Annotated in this window: 19 protein-coding genes; 8 read left to right on the top strand and 11 right to left on the bottom strand. The window is 60.9% G+C overall.

Annotated elements, in window-relative coordinates:
• The first annotated feature begins 10 nt into the window (after nt 1-10).
• Nucleotides 11-316, top strand: coding sequence for a hypothetical protein (locus tag CKO35_RS06360; protein ID WP_200173747.1), 306 nt, complete (start codon nt 11-13; stop codon nt 314-316).
• 74 nt (nt 317-390) lie between these two features.
• Here the strand turns inward: CKO35_RS06360 and spoT are convergent, their stop codons facing one another.
• The 6 genes from spoT to CKO35_RS06330 all read right to left on the bottom strand — a co-directional run bounded on the left by spoT (nt 391) and on the right by CKO35_RS06330 (nt 6,484).
• On the bottom strand, nt 391-2,571 hold the full coding sequence (gene spoT, locus CKO35_RS06355) for a bifunctional GTP diphosphokinase/guanosine-3',5'-bis pyrophosphate 3'-pyrophosphohydrolase (RefSeq protein ID WP_200173745.1): 2,181 nt from the start codon (nt 2,569-2,571) through the stop codon (nt 391-393).
• Nucleotides 2,572-2,628: 57 nt separating this feature from the next.
• Nucleotides 2,629-2,889, bottom strand: a complete 261-nt coding sequence (rpoZ, locus tag CKO35_RS06350; RefSeq protein ID WP_200173744.1) for a DNA-directed RNA polymerase subunit omega — start codon at nt 2,887-2,889, stop codon at nt 2,629-2,631.
• 43 nt (nt 2,890-2,932) lie between these two features.
• The gene (gmk, locus tag CKO35_RS06345; protein ID WP_200173742.1) at nt 2,933-3,565 is read right to left on the bottom strand and encodes a guanylate kinase; all 633 of its coding nucleotides are present in this window, start codon (nt 3,563-3,565) and stop codon (nt 2,933-2,935) included.
• A gap of 78 nt (nt 3,566-3,643) precedes the next feature.
• Nucleotides 3,644-4,696: a thioredoxin family protein gene (locus tag CKO35_RS06340; RefSeq protein ID WP_200173740.1), complete on the bottom strand. Its 1,053-nt coding sequence runs from the start codon at nt 4,694-4,696 to the stop codon at nt 3,644-3,646.
• 84 nt (nt 4,697-4,780) lie between these two features.
• Nucleotides 4,781-5,791 (bottom strand): class 1 fructose-bisphosphatase, encoded by a 1,011-nt coding sequence (locus CKO35_RS06335; protein ID WP_200173888.1) that lies wholly within the window; start codon nt 5,789-5,791, stop codon nt 4,781-4,783.
• A 249-nt stretch (nt 5,792-6,040) separates the two neighbouring features.
• Entirely contained in the window at nt 6,041-6,484 is a 444-nt protein-coding gene (locus CKO35_RS06330) for a DUF4399 domain-containing protein (protein ID WP_200173739.1), read from the bottom strand.
• Between the two features lie 189 nt (nt 6,485-6,673).
• Here CKO35_RS06330 and CKO35_RS06325 point away from each other — a divergent pair, with 189 nt between their 5' ends.
• The 7 genes from CKO35_RS06325 (at nt 6,674) to CKO35_RS06295 (ending at nt 15,157) form a co-directional block, all read left to right on the top strand.
• On the top strand, nt 6,674-7,684 hold the full coding sequence (locus CKO35_RS06325) for an alpha/beta fold hydrolase (RefSeq protein WP_200173737.1): 1,011 nt from the start codon (nt 6,674-6,676) through the stop codon (nt 7,682-7,684).
• A gap of 16 nt (nt 7,685-7,700) precedes the next feature.
• A complete protein-coding gene (sohB, locus tag CKO35_RS06320) occupies nt 7,701-8,714 on the top strand; it encodes a protease SohB (protein ID WP_200173735.1) in 1,014 nt (337 codons plus the stop codon).
• 15 nt (nt 8,715-8,729) lie between these two features.
• Nucleotides 8,730-10,142 carry an MFS transporter gene (locus CKO35_RS06315; protein WP_200173733.1) on the top strand — a complete coding sequence of 471 codons (1,413 nt, stop codon included), beginning with the start codon at nt 8,730-8,732 and terminating at the stop codon, nt 10,140-10,142.
• A gap of 20 nt (nt 10,143-10,162) precedes the next feature.
• Nucleotides 10,163-10,486 (top strand): pyrimidine/purine nucleoside phosphorylase, encoded by a 324-nt coding sequence (ppnP, locus tag CKO35_RS06310; protein ID WP_200173731.1) that lies wholly within the window; start codon nt 10,163-10,165, stop codon nt 10,484-10,486.
• Between the two features lie 514 nt (nt 10,487-11,000).
• Nucleotides 11,001-11,852: a DNA adenine methylase gene (locus tag CKO35_RS06305; protein ID WP_200173729.1), complete on the top strand. Its 852-nt coding sequence runs from the start codon at nt 11,001-11,003 to the stop codon at nt 11,850-11,852.
• A gap of 4 nt (nt 11,853-11,856) precedes the next feature.
• On the top strand, nt 11,857-13,848 hold the full coding sequence (locus CKO35_RS06300) for an ATP-binding protein (RefSeq protein WP_200173727.1): 1,992 nt from the start codon (nt 11,857-11,859) through the stop codon (nt 13,846-13,848).
• A 10-nt stretch (nt 13,849-13,858) separates the two neighbouring features.
• On the top strand, nt 13,859-15,157 hold the full coding sequence (locus CKO35_RS06295) for a hypothetical protein (RefSeq protein WP_200173726.1): 1,299 nt from the start codon (nt 13,859-13,861) through the stop codon (nt 15,155-15,157).
• Between the two features lie 35 nt (nt 15,158-15,192).
• Here CKO35_RS06295 and CKO35_RS06290 read toward each other — a convergent pair whose 3' ends face one another.
• The 5 genes from CKO35_RS06290 to CKO35_RS06270 form a co-directional block, all read right to left on the bottom strand.
• A complete protein-coding gene (locus tag CKO35_RS06290; RefSeq protein WP_200173724.1) occupies nt 15,193-15,963 on the bottom strand; it encodes a type II secretion system protein N in 771 nt (256 codons plus the stop codon).
• On the bottom strand, nt 15,960-16,451 hold the full coding sequence (gene gspM / locus CKO35_RS06285; RefSeq protein ID WP_200173723.1) for a type II secretion system protein GspM: 492 nt from the start codon (nt 16,449-16,451) through the stop codon (nt 15,960-15,962). Before gspM ends, CKO35_RS06290 begins: the two co-directional genes overlap by 4 nt.
• Complete coding sequence (gene gspL / locus CKO35_RS06280; RefSeq protein ID WP_200173721.1) at nt 16,448-17,704, bottom strand: type II secretion system protein GspL; 1,257 nt, start codon at nt 17,702-17,704, stop codon at nt 16,448-16,450. The genes gspM and gspL overlap by 4 nt, the downstream gene beginning before the upstream one ends.
• Before the next feature lie 68 nt (nt 17,705-17,772).
• Complete coding sequence (gene gspK / locus CKO35_RS06275) at nt 17,773-18,567, bottom strand: type II secretion system minor pseudopilin GspK (RefSeq protein ID WP_200173719.1); 795 nt, start codon at nt 18,565-18,567, stop codon at nt 17,773-17,775.
• A gap of 22 nt (nt 18,568-18,589) precedes the next feature.
• Nucleotides 18,590-19,075, bottom strand: a complete 486-nt coding sequence (locus CKO35_RS06270) for a GNAT family N-acetyltransferase (protein ID WP_200173717.1) — start codon at nt 19,073-19,075, stop codon at nt 18,590-18,592.
• Nucleotides 19,076-19,097 lie beyond the last annotated feature (22 nt).

Genomic DNA, 19,097 nt, shown 5'->3' with positions numbered 1-19,097 from the left:
TGCCCTAGCCATGAACGATTCCTCTCAAGCCATTTCCCCCCGTCGACGCCTGCAGAGCCTGCTGGCAATTCCCGATAACCAGCGCACCGAGGAACAGTGGGACGAAATCATTGAACTGGAGATCTCTCTGGCCCCCGTCAATCAGATCTCCGGCGGCGAGAAACCGGCCTCCTCCGAGGCCCGCGGCAATCCCCGTCAGAACCGCGGAGCCAGACAACCCAGATCCGGCCCCGGAGGCGGTAGCACCGGCCCCCGCGCCAAGAAAACCTTCAAAAAACCGGCAGGGGCTGCCAGAAGCACCGTCAGTAGCGAGTAACGGGCTAACGACCGGCTAACGGGGCCAGGATGTAAAACCCGGCCCCCCGATCCACGGCCGACACATTAGCTGTTTCAGCCCTTGGCGCGGGCAATACGAAGAACCTCGGGGATACGCCGCAGGCGGCGCATGATGTCCGCCAGATGCTTGCGGTTGCGGACGCTCAGGGTGAAAGTGATGGTGGTGGCATGACCATCCCGTTCGTCGAAAGAAACATGCTCGATATTGGAGCCCATGTCCGAGATCCCCGCCGCCAGGCTGGCCAGCACACCCCGCTTGTTGGCGGTCTGGATACGCACGCTGGCGGCATACTCCTGAGCACCGTCCGGCGCCCATTCCACCGTGATCCATTTGTCCGGCTTGTCCCGGTAATCAACAACATTGCGGCACTGTTCCCTGTGAACCACCAGGCCGCGCCCGGTACTCATGACTCCGACAATGGGGTCACCGGGAATGGGATTGCAGCACTTGGCAAAGGACAGCACCATGCCTTCGGTGCCCTTCACGGCCAAGGGAAGCCCCATGCCCGCCGGCGCGGTTTCCATGGCTGCGCCTTCGTCTTCCGACACGGACAGACGTCGCCCCACCAACGCGGCCATGCGATTACCCAGGCCGATATCCGCCAGCAAGGCATTGATATCGGGCAGATGCAGCTCATCCAGCAGCGCCCGCAGGCGCTCCTCGGGTACCTGCTCCAGGGCCAGTTCGTAAACCGAGAGGGCCTTTTCCAATAGACGGCGGCCGAGACTGATCGCCTCGTCCTGCTGCAGGTTCTTGAGGTAATGGCGGATAGCCGTGCGGGCCTTGCCGGTGACCACGAAGTTCAGCCAAGCGGGATTGGGGCGGGCACCGGGGGCGGTGATGATCTGGACCGTGCGACCACTCTCCAGCGGGGTGGAAAGCGGTGCCAGACGACGGTCGATCTTGGCCGCCACGCAGGTGTTGCCCACGTCGGAATGTACGGCATAGGCGAAGTCCACCACGGTGGCGCCCCGGGGCAGCTCCATGATGTCTCCCTGCGGGGTGAAGATGTAGACCTCCTCGGGGAACAGGTCCACCTTGACGTTTTCCAGGAACTCCATGGAGTTGCCGGCGGCCTGCTGGATCTCCAGCACCCCCTTGAGCCACTCCCGAGCCCGATCCTGGGCGGTGGCGGAATGCCGGTCCCCGGCCTTGTAGAGCCAGTGGGCGGCGATGCCGGTCTCGGCCACCCGGTCCATCTCCTCGGTGCGGATCTGCACCTCGATGGGGATGCCGTGAGGCCCGAACAGCACCGTGTGCAGGCTCTGATAGCCGTTGGCCTTGGGAATGGCGATGTAGTCCTTGAAGCGCCCCGGCACCGGCTTGTAGAGGTTGTGCACCACCCCCAGGGCCCGGTAACAGGTATCCACGTCGGCGACGATGATGCGGATGGCGAAGACGTCATAGACCTCCGAGAAGGACAGACGCTTCTGCTTCATCTTGCGGTAGATGCTGTAGAGGTTCTTTTCCCGGCCGACGATGCGGGCCTCGATCCCCACTTCCTCCATGCGACCGCAGATGGCGGTCTCGATCTTCTGCATCACCTCCTTGCGATGGCCCCGGGATTTCTTGACCGCGGCATCCAGCACCTTGTGGCGCATGGGATAGTGAGCGGCAAAACCGAGCAGTTCCAGTTCCCGACGAATGGCATTCATGCCCAGACGCTGGGCGATGGGGGCGTAGATATCCAGGGTCTCCCGGGCCACCCGCCGGCTCTTGTCCGGCCGCAGTGCGCCCAGGGTGCGCATGTTGTGCAGACGGTCGGCCAGCTTCACCAGGATCACCCGCAGGTCGCGGGTGATCGCCAGCATCATCTTGCGGAAATTCTCGGCCTGGGCCTCGGCCTTGGAGCGAAACTTGAGGTGGGTGAGCTTGGAAACGCCGTCCACCAGTTCGGCCACGTCCTCGCCGAACTCCTCGATGATGCGTTCCTTGCTGATGTGGGTATCCTCCATGACGTCATGGAGGATGGCGGCGATGATGCTCTTGTAGTCCATCCGCATCTCGGCCATGGTCTTGGCCACGGCCAGGGGATGGAAGATGTAGGGCTCGCCGCTCTGACGGGTCTGGCCTTCGTGGGCCTCCGCTCCGAACAGATAGGCCCGATAGACTTCCTTGATCTGCTCCGGCTCCAGATAGCATTCCAGATACGCGCACAGGTCGCCGGCCATGAATCGGGTGGAATCCAACGGCTGCGGGCTGGGTATCGTGGGGGTGGGGGCGCTCTCGACCATGGCGGCTGTCACGCGGAGTGGCCCTGTTGCGGTTCCCGGAGCAATCCGCAGACGGGGCTAGATCTCCGAGTTGACCTCCTCGTCACTGATCTTGGACTGCGCGGCGTGGTCACGGGCGGCCACTTCGTCCAGGACTTCCGGCCCCACCAGACCGGCGGCGATCTCCCTCAGGGCAACCACGGTGGGCTTGTCGTTTTCCCAGTCCACCTGGGGGTTGGTGCCTCCGGCAAGCTGACGGGCGCGCTTGGCGGCCACCAGTACCAGATGGAAACGGTTTTCCACGTTGTCGAGACAGTCTTCTACGGTCACTCGTGCCATGGCCGGCAGTACTCCTGAAAAAACGGCGGGAAAACGTTCAATATTAGGGGTTCGGACACCGGGATGCCAGCAATTCGCTCAGCAACGCCCGTTTGCTGTGGTGCTGGGGCCACATGCGCAGCCGATTGGCGGTAAAGATGGCCTTCAGGTCCGCCAGGGCATCTTCGAAACGGTCGTTGACCACCAGGTAGTCGTATTCCACATAGTGGGTCATTTCTTTGACCGCGTCCTGCATACGCCGTTCGATCACGGCGGCGCTGTCCTTGCCCCGGGCCTGGAGCCGGGCACGCAGGGTGTCCCGGGAAGGCGGAATGATGAAGATGGACTGACAATCGGGCATCAGCTGGCGGACCTGCTGGGCGCCCTGCCAGTCGATCTCCAGGATCACGTCCCGGCCCTGATCCAGTTCCGCCTCCACCGCGGCCCGGGACGTGCCGTAATAATGGTCAAAGACCCTGGCATGCTCCAGAAAGGCCTTGTCCTCGATCATGCCCAGGAACTGCTCCGCATTGACGAAGTGATAATGGGTGCCGTCCAACTCCCCCTGCCGGGGCGGACGGGTGGTGTGGGAGACGGACACCACCAGATCCGGACGGGCCTCCAGCAGGGCAGCCACCAGGCTGGTCTTGCCGGCCCCGGAGGGTGCGGACACGATGAAGAGGGTTCCCTTGACCAAGATGCAGACTCCCGGCTTGACGACTGGATGACCCGCTAGGGTAACTCAAGGCGGGGGACCGATGCAGCCCGGGCAGAATCAGTCCATCAGATCCACCTCGATCCCCTGCTCATAGAGGGACTGGGCACGCCGGTCCAGGTAGCGCTGCAGCTCCGGCTCGTCCCGGTAGGCACCGGTGAGCACGTATTCCATGAGGGACTGCACATGGAAGGTCCGCAGATAGCCTTCGGCCCGGATCACCTCGCCGTCCTCGGCGGTATGGAAGGCCAGCGTGGGGGTGTAGAGCACGCCGCTGTCCCGTGCCCAGGCCGCCGCGCTGGTCTGCTCGCCCTCGGGGGTGATGACCCTGTCACGGCCGGCGACATCGATCTGCGCCACCTGGAACCGGGCCAGCAGCGCCTCGCTGTCAGGCCGGGCCAGGATATCCAGATGCAGCTCATCGCAGGCGGAGCACTGGGTCTGCTCGAACAGCACCAGCAGGGGCCGGTCATCCTCCTTCAGGGCCGCGGCCAGATCATGGGGCGGCTGCAGCCAGCCGTCGCGGGCATGCAGCACCCCCGTGGCGGGCTCCGGCGACAGTTGCTCGAAATACGCCTGGAAGCTGATGTCGTCTTCCCTCCGCTCCCCGATCCAGGACAGCGCCGCACGGAAGCGGTGGGGCTCGAAATAGCCGTTGATCCGCCCGACCACCTGGAACTCCTCGTTGAACATCAGCAGGGTGGGGGTGAACTGGACATTCAGATCCCGGGCAAAATCCTTCTCCGTGGTGTCGTGCCCGGCCATGTCGGTGACTTCACGATCCCCCCACATGTTGATGGCAATGACGTTGAAATGCCGCCGGGTCAGGTCGGCGATGTCGCGCTGGCCGAAATTGTCCCGCACCAGCTTTTCACAGTAGGGACAACCGTCCTGATAGAAATACAGCATGAGTCGCCGACCGGCATCCGTGGCCTCCTGAACGTCTTCCCGGATATCCAGAAAGGACTCATGGAACCAGGGCGGCGGTTCAACCCAGCCCGGGTTGACCATGCCTGGGTCCAGACGGGCTTCCTGGGCCGGTGCGGCGCTCCAGGCGGACAGCGCGACCAGCACCACCACCGGGATGAACGTGAACGATCGAACAGGGTTCATGGCAACCTCCTGGCCCGCCCGGGGCCGCTACGGTGGATGTTCCCCAAAACGGCGGGACCCGGCAAAAGCCGGGTCCCGATGACATCATTCGTGGTGATAGGCGGTCACCCGCTCCACCTCGTTGCGCGACCCCAGCACCACCGGCACCCGCTGGTGGATGTCCTCGGGGTTCAGGGACATGATGCGCTCCCGTCCCGTGGTGGCGGCGCCTCCGGCCTGCTCGATGATGAAGCCCATGGGATTGGCCTCGTACATCAGACGCAACTTGCCGCCCTGGCCCTTGGCCTGGATCTTGGTATCCATGGGGTACATGAAGATGCCGCCCCGGGTGAGGATGCGATGCACCTCGGCCACCATGGAGGCGATCCAGCGCATGTTGAAGTCCTTGCCACGAGGACCGTCCTTGCCTTCCAGGCACTCGCCGATATAACGCTTCACCGGCGCCTCCCAGAACCGCATGTTGGAGGTGTTGATGGCAAATTCCTGGGTATCCGCCGGGATCTGCACGCTGGAATGGGTGAGCAGGAATTCACCGAAATCCCGGTCCAGGGTGAACATGTTGGTGCCCCGCCCCGTGGTCAGCACCATCATGGTGGAAGGACCATAGAGACAGTAACCGGCGGCCACCTGCTCGGTGCCGGACTTGAGGAAGTCCTCCCTGGAAGGATTCTTCACCCCTGGCGGGGCCTTGAGGATGGAGAAGATGGTTCCCACCGAGACGTTGACGTCGATATTGGAGGAACCGTCCAGGGGATCGAACAGCACCAGGTACTTGCCCCTGGGGGCTCGCTCCGGCAGGTGATGGACATCATCCATCTCCTCCGAGGCCAGGCCGGCCACATGGCCGTTGTGGGCCAGGGCCTCGATGAAGATCTCATTGGAGATGATGTCCAGCTTCTTCTGCTGCTCCCCCTGGACATTCTCGGACCCGGCGGTGCCCAGCACCCCCACCAGATCCCCCTTGTTGACGAGATCGGAGATCTTCTTGCAGGCCACCGCGATGTCGTTCAAAAGGCCGGTGAACTCGCCGGTGGCCCCCTCGAACTGGCGCTGGGTCTCGATGATGAAATTGGTCAGCGTGGTACCGATATACATGGATGGTGTTCCCTTGGTGGTGTTGAAGCCGTCCGGCGCGGCACTGTTGTGGAGATTCTGAAACACGTCATTCCCGCGTACGCGGAAACCCAGCCCTGGACTGGAAACTCCGTCACTCCCGCGAAGCTGGGAGTGACGGAAGGGGACGTGTTCAGCGTGCCCTTATTGTGATGTTCCCCTACCGGGGAGCCGCACCTTTGTGACGGTTATACTATCAGAACCATCCGGCAGAACCATCCGGGCTTACGCCTACTCCACGATCACCGTGATCTGCTCGGACACCACCGGCGGATCAAAGCTGGCATGGCGATAATCCATGAACAGCAACTGCAGGGTATGCCGGCCCGGCGGCAGGCTCACCTCGGCCTCGGTCTGCCCGCCGCCGAAATGCAGGGTGTGGTCGGTGAACGGCAGCGGCATGTCCAGATTCACCGCGTCCAGATCCTTGTTGACCAGCAGATGGTGATGACCGGTATCGGGACGATCCACACCGGCGGGGGCCACGCCGGCACCCTTGAGCCCCATGCGCACGGTAAAGGGCGAAGTGACCGTATCACCGTCGGCCGGGCTGATGAAGTAGACCGAGGCCCCCTCGGGCGGAGCGATGCGCCCCAGGTCCGCCTGGGCCGTACCCAGTATCAGCAGACCCGGAATCGACAGGGTGATCAGGGTATTCAGGATTTGACGATGCATGGAAAACCCTCCTGGGATTGATGAACCATCAAAAGTTGATCATGCCGCAAGGATTATAGCCCTTCCCCTGATTTTGGCCGACGTCGCTTGAGAAACCCCCGGCACCCATGGATACTCCCAAACTTCAAGAAGATCATTGATGAGGGGATCCCCCCTCGGTCAGTCAACGCATCTGCAGGAGTTGCCGCCATGTCCAGGACGATCACGTCACAGCCCTCGATCCAGTTTGCCCAGGCCGTCACGGGCGCTGCCGACAAGACCGGCACCCAGGCCCCGCCGTCCCCACTGCCATCGGCCCTGAGCGGCGAACGGCGCACCCTGGACAGCAAGGCGGGCCAGCTCTGTTATTACCAGGGTGGCCCGGCCCAATCCGAGGCACAGCACACCGTACCCCTGCTGCTCATCCACAGCGTGAATGCCGCCGGCTCCGCCTACGAGATGAAACCCCTCTATGACCATTACAGCCGCCTGCGGCCCGTCTTTGCCCTGGATCTGCCCGGCTTCGGCGGCTCGGACCGCAGCGACCGGCCCTACACGCCCCGCCTCATGACCGATGCCATTCATGCCATGGTGCAGGAGATCCGCCGGCTGATGGGCGACGGCCCCATCGATGCCATCGCCCTGTCCCTGGGCTCGGAATTCCTGGCCCGGGCCGCCGCCGAATCCGCCGACGATTTTCGTACCGTGGCCCTGGTCAGCCCCACCGGCTTCCGGGGTACCGGCCGCCTGGACGGCCCACCGGAAAGCACCCGGGGCATGCCCTGGCTGCACACCCTGCTCACCCGGGGCCCCTGGAACCAGGGCCTGTTCAACGCCCTGACCAAGCGCAGCGTGATCCGCTACTTCCTCAACAAGGCCTGGGGTTCCCGTCGCATCGACCTGGGCCTGCTGGAGTACAGCGTGGCCACCACCCGCCAGCCCGGCGCCCAGCATGCGCCCTATCATTTCCTGGCGGGCAACCTGTTCAGCAAGGACATCACCCGGGTCTACGAATCCCTGACCCTGCCGGTGTTCATGTGCCACGGCGAGCGGGGCGACTTCGTGGATTATCGCGGCAAGGCCGCGGTGGAACGCCTGCCCAACTGGCAGGTGGAAGAACTGCCGACCGGCGCCCTGCCCTTCTACGAGCTGCCCGACGAGTTCGTGCAGAAATACGACGCCTTCGTGGAGAAGACCCTGGGCACCACGGGCGAAGCCTGATCGGGACTGAGCACTGATGGAATTCCTGTACGAGTACGGCCTGTTCCTGGCCAAGGCGGTCACCTTCGTGGTGGCCGCCCTGATCCTGCTGGGCAGCATCACCGCCGCCGCCGGCGGATCCCGGGAACGGGGCCAGGAACACCTGAACGTCCGGCATCTCAACCAGCGCTACCGGGACATGGAAAAGACCCTGGGCGAGCATCTCAAGACGCCCCGCGGCCTGGGTCAGCGCCTGCGGCGACTGGGCCGGAAACAGGATGACAAGAAGCCCTCCCCGCCGCCGGACCCGGATCGCAGCCGCATCTTCGTGCTGCGCTTTCACGGCGACATTCGCGCCTCCCGGGTGGAAAACCTGCGGGAAGAGGTGTCCGCCATCCTGACCCAGGCCCGCAAGGACCTGGACCAGGTGGTGGTCTGCCTGGAGAGCGGCGGCGGCATGGTGCCCCACTACGGCCTGGCAGCCTCCCAGCTGGTCCGGCTGCGGGACGCGGGACTGCATCTCACCGTCACCGTGGACCGGGTGGCCGCCAGCGGCGGCTATCTGATGGCGGCGGTGGCCCACCGCATCGTCGCCGCGCCCTTCGCCATCGTCGGCTCCATCGGCGTGGTGGCCCAGCTACCCAACCTGCACCGCTGGCTCAAGCGCCGGGATGTGGACGTGGAACTGCTCACCGCCGGCGAATACAAGCGCACCCTCACCGTCCTGGGTCAGAACACCCCGGAGGGACGGGCCAAGTTCCAGCAGGAGCTGGACGAGGCCCATGCCCTGTTCAAGGCATTCCTGGGCCGTTACCGGCCCCAGCTGCACCTGGAAACAGTGGCCACCGGGGAGCACTGGTACGGGGAGCAGGCCCTGCCCCTGAACCTGGTGGACGCCCTGAGTACCAGCGACGATGAACTCATGCGCCTGTCCAGGGAGTTCGACCTGTACGAGGTCACCTACCGCCGCAAGCAGCCCCTGGGCAAGCGCTTCAGCGGCGCCGTGGACGGGGCGCTGGACCGCGTGATGCGGCTTCTCGGCAGAACCTGAGATTCCAACCAACCCATGACCCAGACCAGCAACCCACCTTCCGCGGTGAAAACCCACCGGATCGGTCCCATCTATCTGGCACCGGGCATCCTGCCCCTCCACGGCTGGACCTTCTTCTACGGTGGCTTCGTCTCCATCGGTCTGCTGGTGTTCATCACCATCGGTCAGACCTACATCCTCAACGAGCACCTGAACATCCCCCTGGACCAGCAGGGCACCCTCACCGGGGATCTGGTGTTCTGGACCGAGGTGGTGGCCCTGCTGCTGTTCATCCCGGCGGGGATCCTCATCGATCGCATCGGCCGAAGGCCCATCTTCATTGCCGGCTTCATGCTGCTGGCGGCCACCTATGTGCTCTATCCGCTGGCGGGGTCCAGCGATGACCTGTTCCTGTATCGGGCCATCTATGCCATGGGCATCGTCGCCATTGCCGGCGCACTGTCCACGGTGCTGGCGGATTACCCGGCGGAGCGTTCCCGGGGCAAGCTGGTGGCAATCATCGGCATGCTCAACGGGCTGGGGATCGTCATGATAGGCCAGATGTTCGGGGTGCTGCCGGAGGTGTTCACCGCCCGCGGTGTCAGCGGCACCGATGCCGGGCTCTACACCCATCTGCTGGTGGCGGGGCTGGCGGTGGTCTCCGCCATCATCATCGGCTTCGGTCTCAAGGGCGGGGTGCCCCCCACCCGGGAGGCCCGCCCGCCGGTGCGCAAGCTGCTGGTCACCGGGGTGACCGAGGCTCGCAACCCGCGCATCCTGCTGGCCTACGGCGCGGCCTTCATCGCCCGGGGCGACCAGTCCATCAATGCCGCCTTCGTCGTGCTCTGGGGCACCACGGTGGGCATCGGCATGGGCATGAGTTCGCCCGAGGCCATCAAGCAGGCCACCCTCATCTTCGTCATCACCCAGGTGGCGGCCCTGCTCTCGGCGCCGCTGCTGGGGCCGCTGGTGGATCGCCTGAACCGGGTCACCGCCCTCGGCGTCTGCATGGGCCTGGCGGCCCTGGGCAACCTGGCGGTGATCTTCATGGACAATCCCCTGGGCGGCGGCACCACCTGGATCTTCTTCGTGCTGCTGGGCATCGGCCAGATGAGCGTGTTCCTGGGCGGGCAGTCCCTGATCGGCCAGGAGGCCCCCAAGGCCACCCGCGGCTCGGTACTGGCCATGTTCAACATCAGCGGCGCCCTGGGCATCCTGCTGATCATGATGATCGGCGGCCGCCTGTTCGACCACATCGATCCCCGCGCCCCCTTCGTCCTGGTGGGCGCCATCAACATCCTGATGATGCTGGCCAGCTTCTATGTCCGGGCCAAGGCCCCCGGCATGAGCATCTCCCAGGTGGAAGCGGAGCGGGACGGCATGACCTCCATGGAGTCCCAGGACCCATGGATCGACCCGGCCCACCGGCCGCGGGATCGCAAGACCTGACCTTTTTCGGAGCACTTTCCATGAGCATCACCCAACAGTTCGACAACGTCACCCTGAACACCCAGGCCAATGTGTACTTTGACGGCAAGTGCGTCAGCCACGGCTTCACCCTGGCGGACGGCACCCGCAAGTCGGTGGGGGTGATCCTGCCCGCCCGCCTGACCTTCAACACCGGGGCGCCGGAGATCATGGAATGCGTGGCCGGTGCTTGTCGGGTCCGCCTGCCGGGAGAGGATGCATGGCGCAGCATCGCTGCCGGAGAGTCATTCCCGGTGCCCGGCGACGCCAGCTTCGATATCGAAGTGGACGGCGAGCCCTTCCACTACATCTGCCACTTCGGATAACCGTTGCGCCGCCCAGCGGTAGATATCCAGGGATTCTGCCGCTGATCGCTGCATTGGCCGGCTTTGACGCCTGGCCGATGGCGTGGCGGCAGGACTCACGAGTTCACACCAGCAGTGCCAGCTAAATAGTTTCCGTCGACGATGCCGGAACGGCTGCGGCATGTCTCGTGCCGCACGCTCAATGCACGACGATGTTAAGTGATTGAAAAATAGCGGCTGACAGAACGAGTTGACAACGGCCTCCGGGAAGGCCGGGCCTGAGTGCGGGCAAAACGTTGAAACAGGGCCAACAATCAGGCTATGTTCAGTCAAACACGCTCGCCAAGGAAACCCCCTGCATGGCTCCAAAGAGACTGAAGGAACTCGCAAAGGTGATCCACACCTGCCAAAGCGCCGCCCATGGCCTGCTTGGCCCCCCGCCCCGAATACAATCCCCACTATAAAGACGTGCGGTACGTGGCTTCGTCCAACAGACGTTTATGGACCATGCTGCGTGCAGCGGATAAACGCTTATATGTTGGGCGAAAAAAATATCGTTAAACGCGTAAGAATGAGTATGACAAAACCATTTCTAAAATGGGCTGGCGGCAAGAGGTGGTTCGTGTACCACCACGCAAATTTATTCCCCCCAGAATTTAATCGTTATATCGAACCATTTCTCGGGAGTGGTGCGGTTTTCTTCCATCTTGCGCCGGAACGGGCTGTTTTGGGAGATATAAATGCTGACCTGATCAACACATATTCAGCGATACAGAAAGACTGGCGCCTCGTGTACCGATACTTAAAAGAGCATCACGCGCATCACTCGCCCGAGTATTACTACCAGATCCGCGAGAAGCAACTGAGGAGCTCATTCAGCAGGGCTGCCCAGTTTATCTATTTGAACCGCACTTGCTGGAATGGCTTGTATCGAGTTAACCTCCAAGGTGTCTTCAACGTGCCAATTGGCACCAAATCATCCGTGGTATTTGAGGATGATCGTTTCGACATGGTTTCTGACAAACTACAAGGCGCAACCTTGGTAGTAGCCGACTTTGAGGATTTAATTGATACAGCTGGCGAAGGCGACTTCGTCTTCGTGGATCCGCCATACACGGTACGGCATAACCACAATGCTTTCATTAAGTATAACGAAAAACTTTTTTCCTGGCTCGATCAGGTGAGACTCGTTCATGCCCTAAAACGGGCGAAGAATCGCGGCGCGTTGATTCTTGGAACGAATGCTTTCCACCAAAGTGTTCGCGATCTGTATGAGAGTGACTTCAATACTATGTGTGTACGTCGAAATAGCCCAATTAGCTCGAAAGCTTCGACGCGGAGCAAATTTGAAGAGCTCGTAATATCAACGGAGAGCAGGGATAGATAATCTTATGAAGGATTTTTTCAGCGATGCAGAACATCAGGATAGTCCGCTCCGGGCATTGACCGACTTTCTCAACCAGGAAGCTCGGAACGAAAAAGCTGGCAAATATGACGATATGAGATTTGTCGGTTATGTGCTGGATCTCGGTTTCGATGATGCAACTATAATTACGTCTGATCCGTTCAAAAAAGCTGTAGGTGGTGTACCTCGCGGTTCATTTTTAATCATGGCGCCTGATTCGCTGGAAGGGATGCCGCCTCATTTCACGCTGTTGCGGGTAAAAGCTACTGCTCCGACGCCTTTATCGCGAGACGTGCAGCAAACATATTTTGAGCTTCATAAAAAATCGATGCCGGCTCTAGATATTTGGACCAGAGGGGAGCTGCAGTGGAGCGCGTTATCAGCGAACGTATTAGGGATGTTTTTCCCTGACCAAAACGATGCAGGAAAAATCATTTTTTCCGGTGACGTGAACAATGTTGTTAGCGCGCATAGGTATAAGGTTTATGCGCCTACCAAGGAATTGCTAGGGATAATCGTCAATGGAACAGTTCGACGGGAGAACCAATTTTCTGTCGGAAAACTTCGTCTCACAGAGTGTTCATTACCGTTCGCTAACAGTTCGCCACTAGATACTGATGTTAGAGTATCGACTAGTGATTTTCGTGGCTTTAGGACAGCGATGTTTGGCAAGACCCGATTGGGTAAGAGCAATGTTGTAAAGATCATCGCCCAAAGCATTTTGGAGACGACAAAGGATGATAATAGTGTTGGTCAGTTGATCTTCGATATCAACGGAGAATACGCCAACGATAATCCTCAAGATGGAAACAAGTCTCTGTGTAGCGCCTACCCAGATCGGTGTAAAGTCTATGCACTGACCCCCAGGCCGAACACGCCTTCTGAGCCATTAAAGCTGAATTTCTACGAGCAGCCTGACTCGTGCATTACAATCCTAAGAACCCTATTGGAGAAAGAAAATCAGACGGCTCAGTACGTTCGAAGCTTTTCTAGTGTACAACTGCCCAGCATTGAAGATGTCATTGCGTTGCAGCCGGGTAGCCAGAGAACCCGAGCAGTACGCCGGATACAGATGTATTGGGCAATTCTGAAGAAAGCTGGATTCAATTCAGATGATCGGCGTCTTCGGGGTCTTGGACTTACGGGTGGATCCCAACATGCTCCATCGCATTTTAATCCTCATTTTAAAAAGGGGTTGATTCAGGCAGTATACGGTCAACAGGGCCACCAGCCACCGCAAACGTTAGACGAATTGAAGACTCACCTTGAGCAGGTGGAAAACTTCAGGCAGCAGAACAAGACCCATGCGGAAATTCAGGGAGTGTTTGAGCCTGATGACGAGGCGCTTCTTGAGTTCCTTGCTCCAGTCATTGGTGGTGGTCCTAGGATTCTGCGGCCGTTCATGGTGTATCACGACCCCCAAGCAGGTCACTTCGTTCAAAAAATACTCGGGTATTTGGACAGCGGCAAGACGGTGATTCTTGATCTAGGGAATGCCTCAGACGATATTCGCCAGTATTTCTCGGACCTCTTGTCCCGAGCAGTTTTTTCTCACCAAGAGCAGAAGTTCACGAACAATAATCTAGCGGGCCATTTCATTCAGCTATATTTTGAAGAGGCGCATAACCTCTTTCCAAAAGACGAAAAAGATTTCACTGGCGTATATGCCCGCTTTGCTAAGGAGGGGGCAAAGTTCCATATCGGAATGGTGTATTCGACTCAATCCCCCTCGACCATTAATAAAGAGCTACTTGCCCAAACAGAAAACTTCTTTGTCGCACATATGTCATCTCAAGGCGAGGCTGAGAGTCTGGCGCGCCTGCAGGTTCAGTTTGATGGCTTGCAGCAGGATATTCTAAAGACCAGAACACCCGGATACATGAGGATGCTGACGTTCTCCCATCGCTTCATCATTCCTGTTCAGGTCACCAAGTTCGAGGCAACTGCTGCCGGATCTGTTACAGGGAGTAGCCAGTAAGGGGATTACTATGCCATATCAAGGGGGAAAGCGTCTTTCTGGTGAGAAGGCTAGCAAACTAGGTCATTTGGATGTCGTAAATAGTGCGCTTGTCAATGAATTGATCGAGCAGTTCGAGGATCAAGAACCAGCGCAGGTTGAATCACTAGCCAATTGGGAGGCTATCCCCAATGGCGAAACTCCGCTTCGATTGATATTCGCTGTAGATGGATCAAAGCAAACTATTCGTTCTGATTTCCCTCCATACAAAGAGCTTTCGTTCATAAAGACGGCACTGCTACGACTAGACCAGCACGCCATTGAAAAACTTGATCCGGTTGCACCGCATCCGATGGCACTGCGAGACATCATGTCTGATTCTGCGATGTACCATGCCACCGTTCTGCCGCTTAAAGGATTAAGTATTAATGGGCAGAGCAATTATGATGCTGTGCGTAGAATCATCTTTGACTCGCTGCAAGATCAGTCGCTGAACGCTGAGCCGTACAAAACCTTAAAATGGCTAGCTTATGAGAAATGGAGTGGCCAACAAAAGTCTTCTCCGAGCTTTGGCTGCCCACACTGCGAGAAGGATATAGGCGGACTTTCCTTCGACCAAGATGAGGGGGCGTGCGAGCATTGTGGTGGGCATTTGTACCTCACCGATATGATTGGATTTCACCTTGAGATGAGCGAAGACGCGGCTCCTGAATCAGTGGCTACCGCGTACATGCTCATTCATGAAACTCTATTGCTGTTCACGGGTATCAGGTTTTTCTGGGAGGCGAAAAAATATAGCGTTCTTAGCAATGCACTATTCATCAAAGATGGCCCCTTGTTCCTAAAAGGGCAGTACTCGAAGTTAGTCATCCCGATCAGGAATTTCTTTGATTTTGCAAAGCAAAAGGGCATTTCTGTCCATGTTGTTGGACAGGAAAAGACTGGAGCGTTCTTCGACCATCTCGAAATCATTGCCCGAAACGCACCAAACAACTCGCTGTTTGCTCCTTCCAATGAGTATATTCGGAAAGAAATCCAGCATCGCCCAGAGCGGGCAGAGCCCTATGGATCTCGGACAAACTACGGAAACAAACTGTTCGTGAAATTCGACGAATACCATCATCTTGTTTTGTCTATTCCTACCGGACATTACACTGACACCGATTCACTCGATGTGTTTCTGAGCCTGAATAGGATACTTGTTTCTTTGCCACCAATTCTCAGTCATCGACACGAATGCGCTTTGGTTCCAGTAGAGCTCGCCAACGGCGTTGCTTCTTTATCGAGCTACCCTTCTGCGGCCATCTTGAAGGTGTTTGCTGATATATGAGTTGCCGCCCAATCGGGGAATAGGCCAGCCGCGCCTCAGAAGCGTCCGGACAGGTTCAGGGGAACCCTGCCTTCCGCGTCCGGCCGCCCCATGAAGCCCAGGGCCTGGGACAGCTCCCGACGGGCACCTTCCCGCGTCCCCAGGCGCAGACGCAGCTGGTAGGCCCCGTCCGGGGCCAGTCCCGCCGTGCCTTCCGCGAACAACGGCCCGCCCTGATCCCGGATGACGGCCTCCAGATGCCCCGCCTCGGTGGCGGTCAGGGTGGCCCGCAGATCCCCCAGGGGGAGGGGTTCGGGCAGTCCCGAGGCGGCATTGAGCCAGCCCACCACGCCCTCCACCTGACTGAAACGCCCCTGCCGGTCAAGCCGCAGGCTGGGGATGTCCGCCAGTACCCGTCCCTGCACGATCACCGGCAGGGTCAGATAGGCCTCGGCCAGTGCCGCCGCCGGCAGGTCGGCCCGCAGATCCCGCAGGCGCAGGCCCGAAGGGTGAAGACCCAGGCGGGCGGCGGCCGTCCCGCCCGCCGGCCGCAGGGTGACATCCACCCGCAACTCCCCACGCAGCCCCGCCAGGGGACGTACCCGCCACTGCAGATCCGACAGCATCAGTTCATCCAGCCGGACCTGTCGCGCCTGACCCCGCCAGAGGGTGCCGGAAATCCCCGCGGGTTCCACCCCGTCAGGCACCAGACCCCGGTCCCGTGCCAGTTGCCAGGCGAAGGATGCCGGCAGGGTCACCAGCAGGAAGATCAGATAGGCGATTCCCCCCAGCACCAGGTAATGCCACGATTTCAGACCCGACTTCACGCCCCCTGCCCCTCCAGCACCAGTCGTGCATTGACCCGGCCGGCGGCCGGCTGGCGGTCCACTACCAGACCGCTGACCTGAATCCCGTACTGCTGCCCCAACCCGTCCAGCCAGCGCAACAGGTCATCGAAGGCGACATTCTCCATCCAGACACGGACCGTGCCCGCCCCCTCCGGCTGGACCCGCCGCAAACTGGAGGCCAGATTCGCCTGCCTGGCCGTGGCATCCACCAGCCCCAGCAGGGACTGGGTGCCCTGGGCCGCGGGCGCGGGACCGGACTGGCCCCTGGCGGCCCGCACCTGCGCCGAGGCCGCCTCCATCCAGCCCAGATCCCCCTGCAGTCGCTCCACCGTTCGCGCCGTGGCCTCCACCCGGTCATTGAGAGGTAGCCAGATCAGGCCGTAGGGCAGGATCAGTGCCAGGAACAGACCTCCCAGGATCAGGATCCGCCGGTCGCGGGATGAGAGTGCTTGCCACCACGGGATCATGATTCGTTGCTCCGGATCAGGATGCGGCTGTCCACCCGGTCTTCCCGGGTGCTGGCGGACTGGATCTCCACGCTCCAGCCGGGATTCGACTCCAGTTGCCGTCGCAGGCGGTCCAGACTCTGGAGGTCGGCCAGATGCAGGTCCAGATCCAGCCGCCCCGGCTGGTAGCGCAGGCTCTGGATCATCAGCTCCTGCTCGGCGGCCAGGGCCGGGCCGGCCGCCGTCAGCAGGGCCTCCAGGCCTGCGGCCGTGGGACCGCCGCCCTGGCCTTGCTGCAGGCTGTTGAGGGTGCTCTGCATCTGGCGCCGGGGGTCCACCACGCGGCTGCCGGGGAAAGTCCGCTCAAAAACCTGGGTAATCTCCCGCTCCAGCCGGTCCCGCTCCGTCTGCAGGGTGTGCAATTCCCAGCCCAGGGCAATGAACTGGATCACGACCAGCGCCAGCAGCAGGGATGCCGCCAGACGCCAGGGGCGCCACCACCGGCCCAGGCCGTCGCGGGGACTGAAGGCACCGCTGGCCAGGTTGAAGGGCGCCGATTTCGGCCAGGCTTCGACAATGGCGGCCGCCAGACCCGCTGCGGCAACAGGGCGTGCGACCGGTATCCCGAGCGTCGGCTCCAGGCGCTCCAGGGCCTGATCCTCGGGCAGTGCCGGTCCATGACGGCGGATCTCCAGGCGCTCGGGACGCCGCTCCGGCGGGGTTTCATCCCAGTGCAGTTGCAGCAGGAAGGCGGCGTTGTCCCGCTCCATGGTCATCCCTTCGCCGTCGGCCGTGGCCAGCCAGGCCATGCTTCCTTCCAGCCAGATCGTCCAGGCGTCCGGTGCCGTGGGCAGAACGGCGGTCTCGGGCACCATCAACCGGGGCTCCAACCCCTGCCCGCGCAAGGCTTCCCGCCAGGCCTGCATGTCTTCCGCCGACACCACCGCCACCCGCAGGCGTCCATCCGGTTCCCGGGCGCCGGGAACGAAATGCAGGCTTTCCACATCGTCCGCCAGCTGGTCCTCCAGGGCATAGGGCAACGCCTTCATCATCGCCCGGCTGTTGCGGGTGGGCATTTCCACGCGGGTGAGCAGGACCCGCGCCCCGGGAACCAGCATGTTCAGGCGACCGGCCGGGAGCTGCTTCGCCAGCGCCTCCAGCCCCGCCGGGGGCAGGGCCTGCACGGTACCGTCCGTCATCTGCAGCAGGGCTTCCCAGGGTGCCCCGGGATTGCCGGCATCGGTGGGTCTCAAAAAGACCTGGCTGGGGTTCACGGATCGTCTCCGGTGATCGGGCAAGGGGGCATCATCATGGCAAATTTCATCAGGATCTGCAGGGTGCTTCAGGGCCCGCAGGTGGTCTGCTCCCGCAAAACCACCTGTTGATCCCGGGTGTCCAGCACACTGCAGAGCAGGAATCGCCGCCCGGCCAGCTCCGTGCGGACGGCCAGACGGAAGTATCGGGACTCCACCGTTTCCTCGGCGGTGCCGAAGGCACGCTGCAGGATTTCCGGGGCCTCTTGCAGATTCATGATGGAGGTGGTCTCCGGCAGGGCGGTCACATAAGGGGCCACGGCCCGCCAGACGGGTGTCGTCACCCCTTGCACCAGCCGCAGTTCGCTGGGACTGAGCATGGGCCGGTTCCCGCTCAGGTAGGGCGGGTCCAGGGCCCGATAGGCAGGATCATCGGTCTCGGGATCAAGCCAGTCGGTGAGATGGACCAGCAGACGTTCGGGGTCCAGGCGCAGGTCCGGGGTTTCCCGGACAATCTCCTCCAGCAGCCGGACAAATCCCTGCCGCAGTTCCTCGTCTTCCCGGGCCAGGGCATTGAGATTGAAGCGGCAATGCAGGTCTTCCAGCAGGACGACCAGTTCCGCCCCTTCCAGATAGACGGGAATCGCCGGAGACACGCACCCCTCCCAGGGCAGTTCATCGTCCTCGCCGCGCTCCCCCAGCAGGCGCAGGGCATAGGCCTCAGCCCCCAGGGAGAGCTGGTAGGCCTGGTCATGGGTGAAGACATTGGTGGTCCGGCGGATGTCCAGATACTGCCGGCTGGCCATGGAGACGGCGGCGATGGTGGCCAGGGCCACCACCAGCAGTGCGGTGATCAGGGCGACGCCCCGTTGATGGCGGTACATGGGGTGGCGAGTCACTGATGGGTCATACAAGCCACTTGTACATGACCAGGGCATCAACATAGCCCCGGGAAGGATGGTTGAATGCCTTTGGCAAACGTCCCACGGTTGCGAAGCCAAGCTTGTTCCAAAGCCTTACCGCGCCCTCATTGCTGGACGCAACAAAATTGAATTGCATGGCTTTATACCCCAGCTCGATTGCGACTTCTTGAGAATGCTCGCACATTGCCGTGGCTATACCGCTCCCTCTGGCGGCAGATGAAACCATGTAGCCACAATTACAGACATGGTCACCCGGGCCCATCTGGTTCGTCTTGATGTAGTACGTACCAAAAATTTTCCGATCATCTTCGAACACATAGGATCTGCGTGGACTCTCAATCCAAAGCTTCAACGCCTGTTCCCTGGTTGTGTCGCGCGGATAGGCATAGGTATCACCAGCGGCAGCGATTTCATGGAAGATAGGCCAGATCTGATCGAAGTCTTCTTTAGCAGCTTCCCGGATGGGCATGGGAACTCCTGGTCATTCAATA

This window comes from Ectothiorhodospira shaposhnikovii (assembly GCF_016584105.1).
Lineage (GTDB): Bacteria > Pseudomonadota > Gammaproteobacteria > Ectothiorhodospirales > Ectothiorhodospiraceae > Ectothiorhodospira > Ectothiorhodospira shaposhnikovii.
This window is presented reverse-complemented; position numbering and strand designations above follow the sequence as displayed.

What these genes read in the sequence shown, in the direction of transcription:
- CKO35_RS06315 (WP_200173733.1), top strand. Translation starts at nt 8,730, where the DNA reads ATGACCCAGACCAGCAACCCACCTTCCGCGGTGAAAACCCACCGGATC.
- CKO35_RS06335 (WP_200173888.1), bottom strand. Translation starts at nt 5,791, where the DNA reads ATGTATATCGGTACCACGCTGACCAATTTCATCATCGAGACCCAGCGC.
- gspM (WP_200173723.1), bottom strand. Translation starts at nt 16,451, where the DNA reads ATGATCCCGTGGTGGCAAGCACTCTCATCCCGCGACCGGCGGATCCTG.
- CKO35_RS06300 (WP_200173727.1), top strand. Translation starts at nt 11,857, where the DNA reads ATGAAGGATTTTTTCAGCGATGCAGAACATCAGGATAGTCCGCTCCGG.
- sohB (WP_200173735.1), top strand. Translation starts at nt 7,701, where the DNA reads ATGGAATTCCTGTACGAGTACGGCCTGTTCCTGGCCAAGGCGGTCACC.
- gspK (WP_200173719.1), bottom strand. Translation starts at nt 18,567, where the DNA reads ATGTACCGCCATCAACGGGGCGTCGCCCTGATCACCGCACTGCTGGTG.
- ppnP (WP_200173731.1), top strand. Translation starts at nt 10,163, where the DNA reads ATGAGCATCACCCAACAGTTCGACAACGTCACCCTGAACACCCAGGCC.
- rpoZ (WP_200173744.1), bottom strand. Translation starts at nt 2,889, where the DNA reads ATGGCACGAGTGACCGTAGAAGACTGTCTCGACAACGTGGAAAACCGT.
- CKO35_RS06330 (WP_200173739.1), bottom strand. Translation starts at nt 6,484, where the DNA reads ATGCATCGTCAAATCCTGAATACCCTGATCACCCTGTCGATTCCGGGT.
- CKO35_RS06295 (WP_200173726.1), top strand. Translation starts at nt 13,859, where the DNA reads ATGCCATATCAAGGGGGAAAGCGTCTTTCTGGTGAGAAGGCTAGCAAA.
- CKO35_RS06360 (WP_200173747.1), top strand. Translation starts at nt 11, where the DNA reads ATGAACGATTCCTCTCAAGCCATTTCCCCCCGTCGACGCCTGCAGAGC.
- CKO35_RS06270 (WP_200173717.1), bottom strand. Translation starts at nt 19,075, where the DNA reads ATGCCCATCCGGGAAGCTGCTAAAGAAGACTTCGATCAGATCTGGCCT.
- CKO35_RS06325 (WP_200173737.1), top strand. Translation starts at nt 6,674, where the DNA reads ATGTCCAGGACGATCACGTCACAGCCCTCGATCCAGTTTGCCCAGGCC.
- spoT (WP_200173745.1), bottom strand. Translation starts at nt 2,571, where the DNA reads ATGGTCGAGAGCGCCCCCACCCCCACGATACCCAGCCCGCAGCCGTTG.
- CKO35_RS06305 (WP_200173729.1), top strand. Translation starts at nt 11,001, where the DNA reads ATGTTGGGCGAAAAAAATATCGTTAAACGCGTAAGAATGAGTATGACA.
- CKO35_RS06340 (WP_200173740.1), bottom strand. Translation starts at nt 4,696, where the DNA reads ATGAACCCTGTTCGATCGTTCACGTTCATCCCGGTGGTGGTGCTGGTC.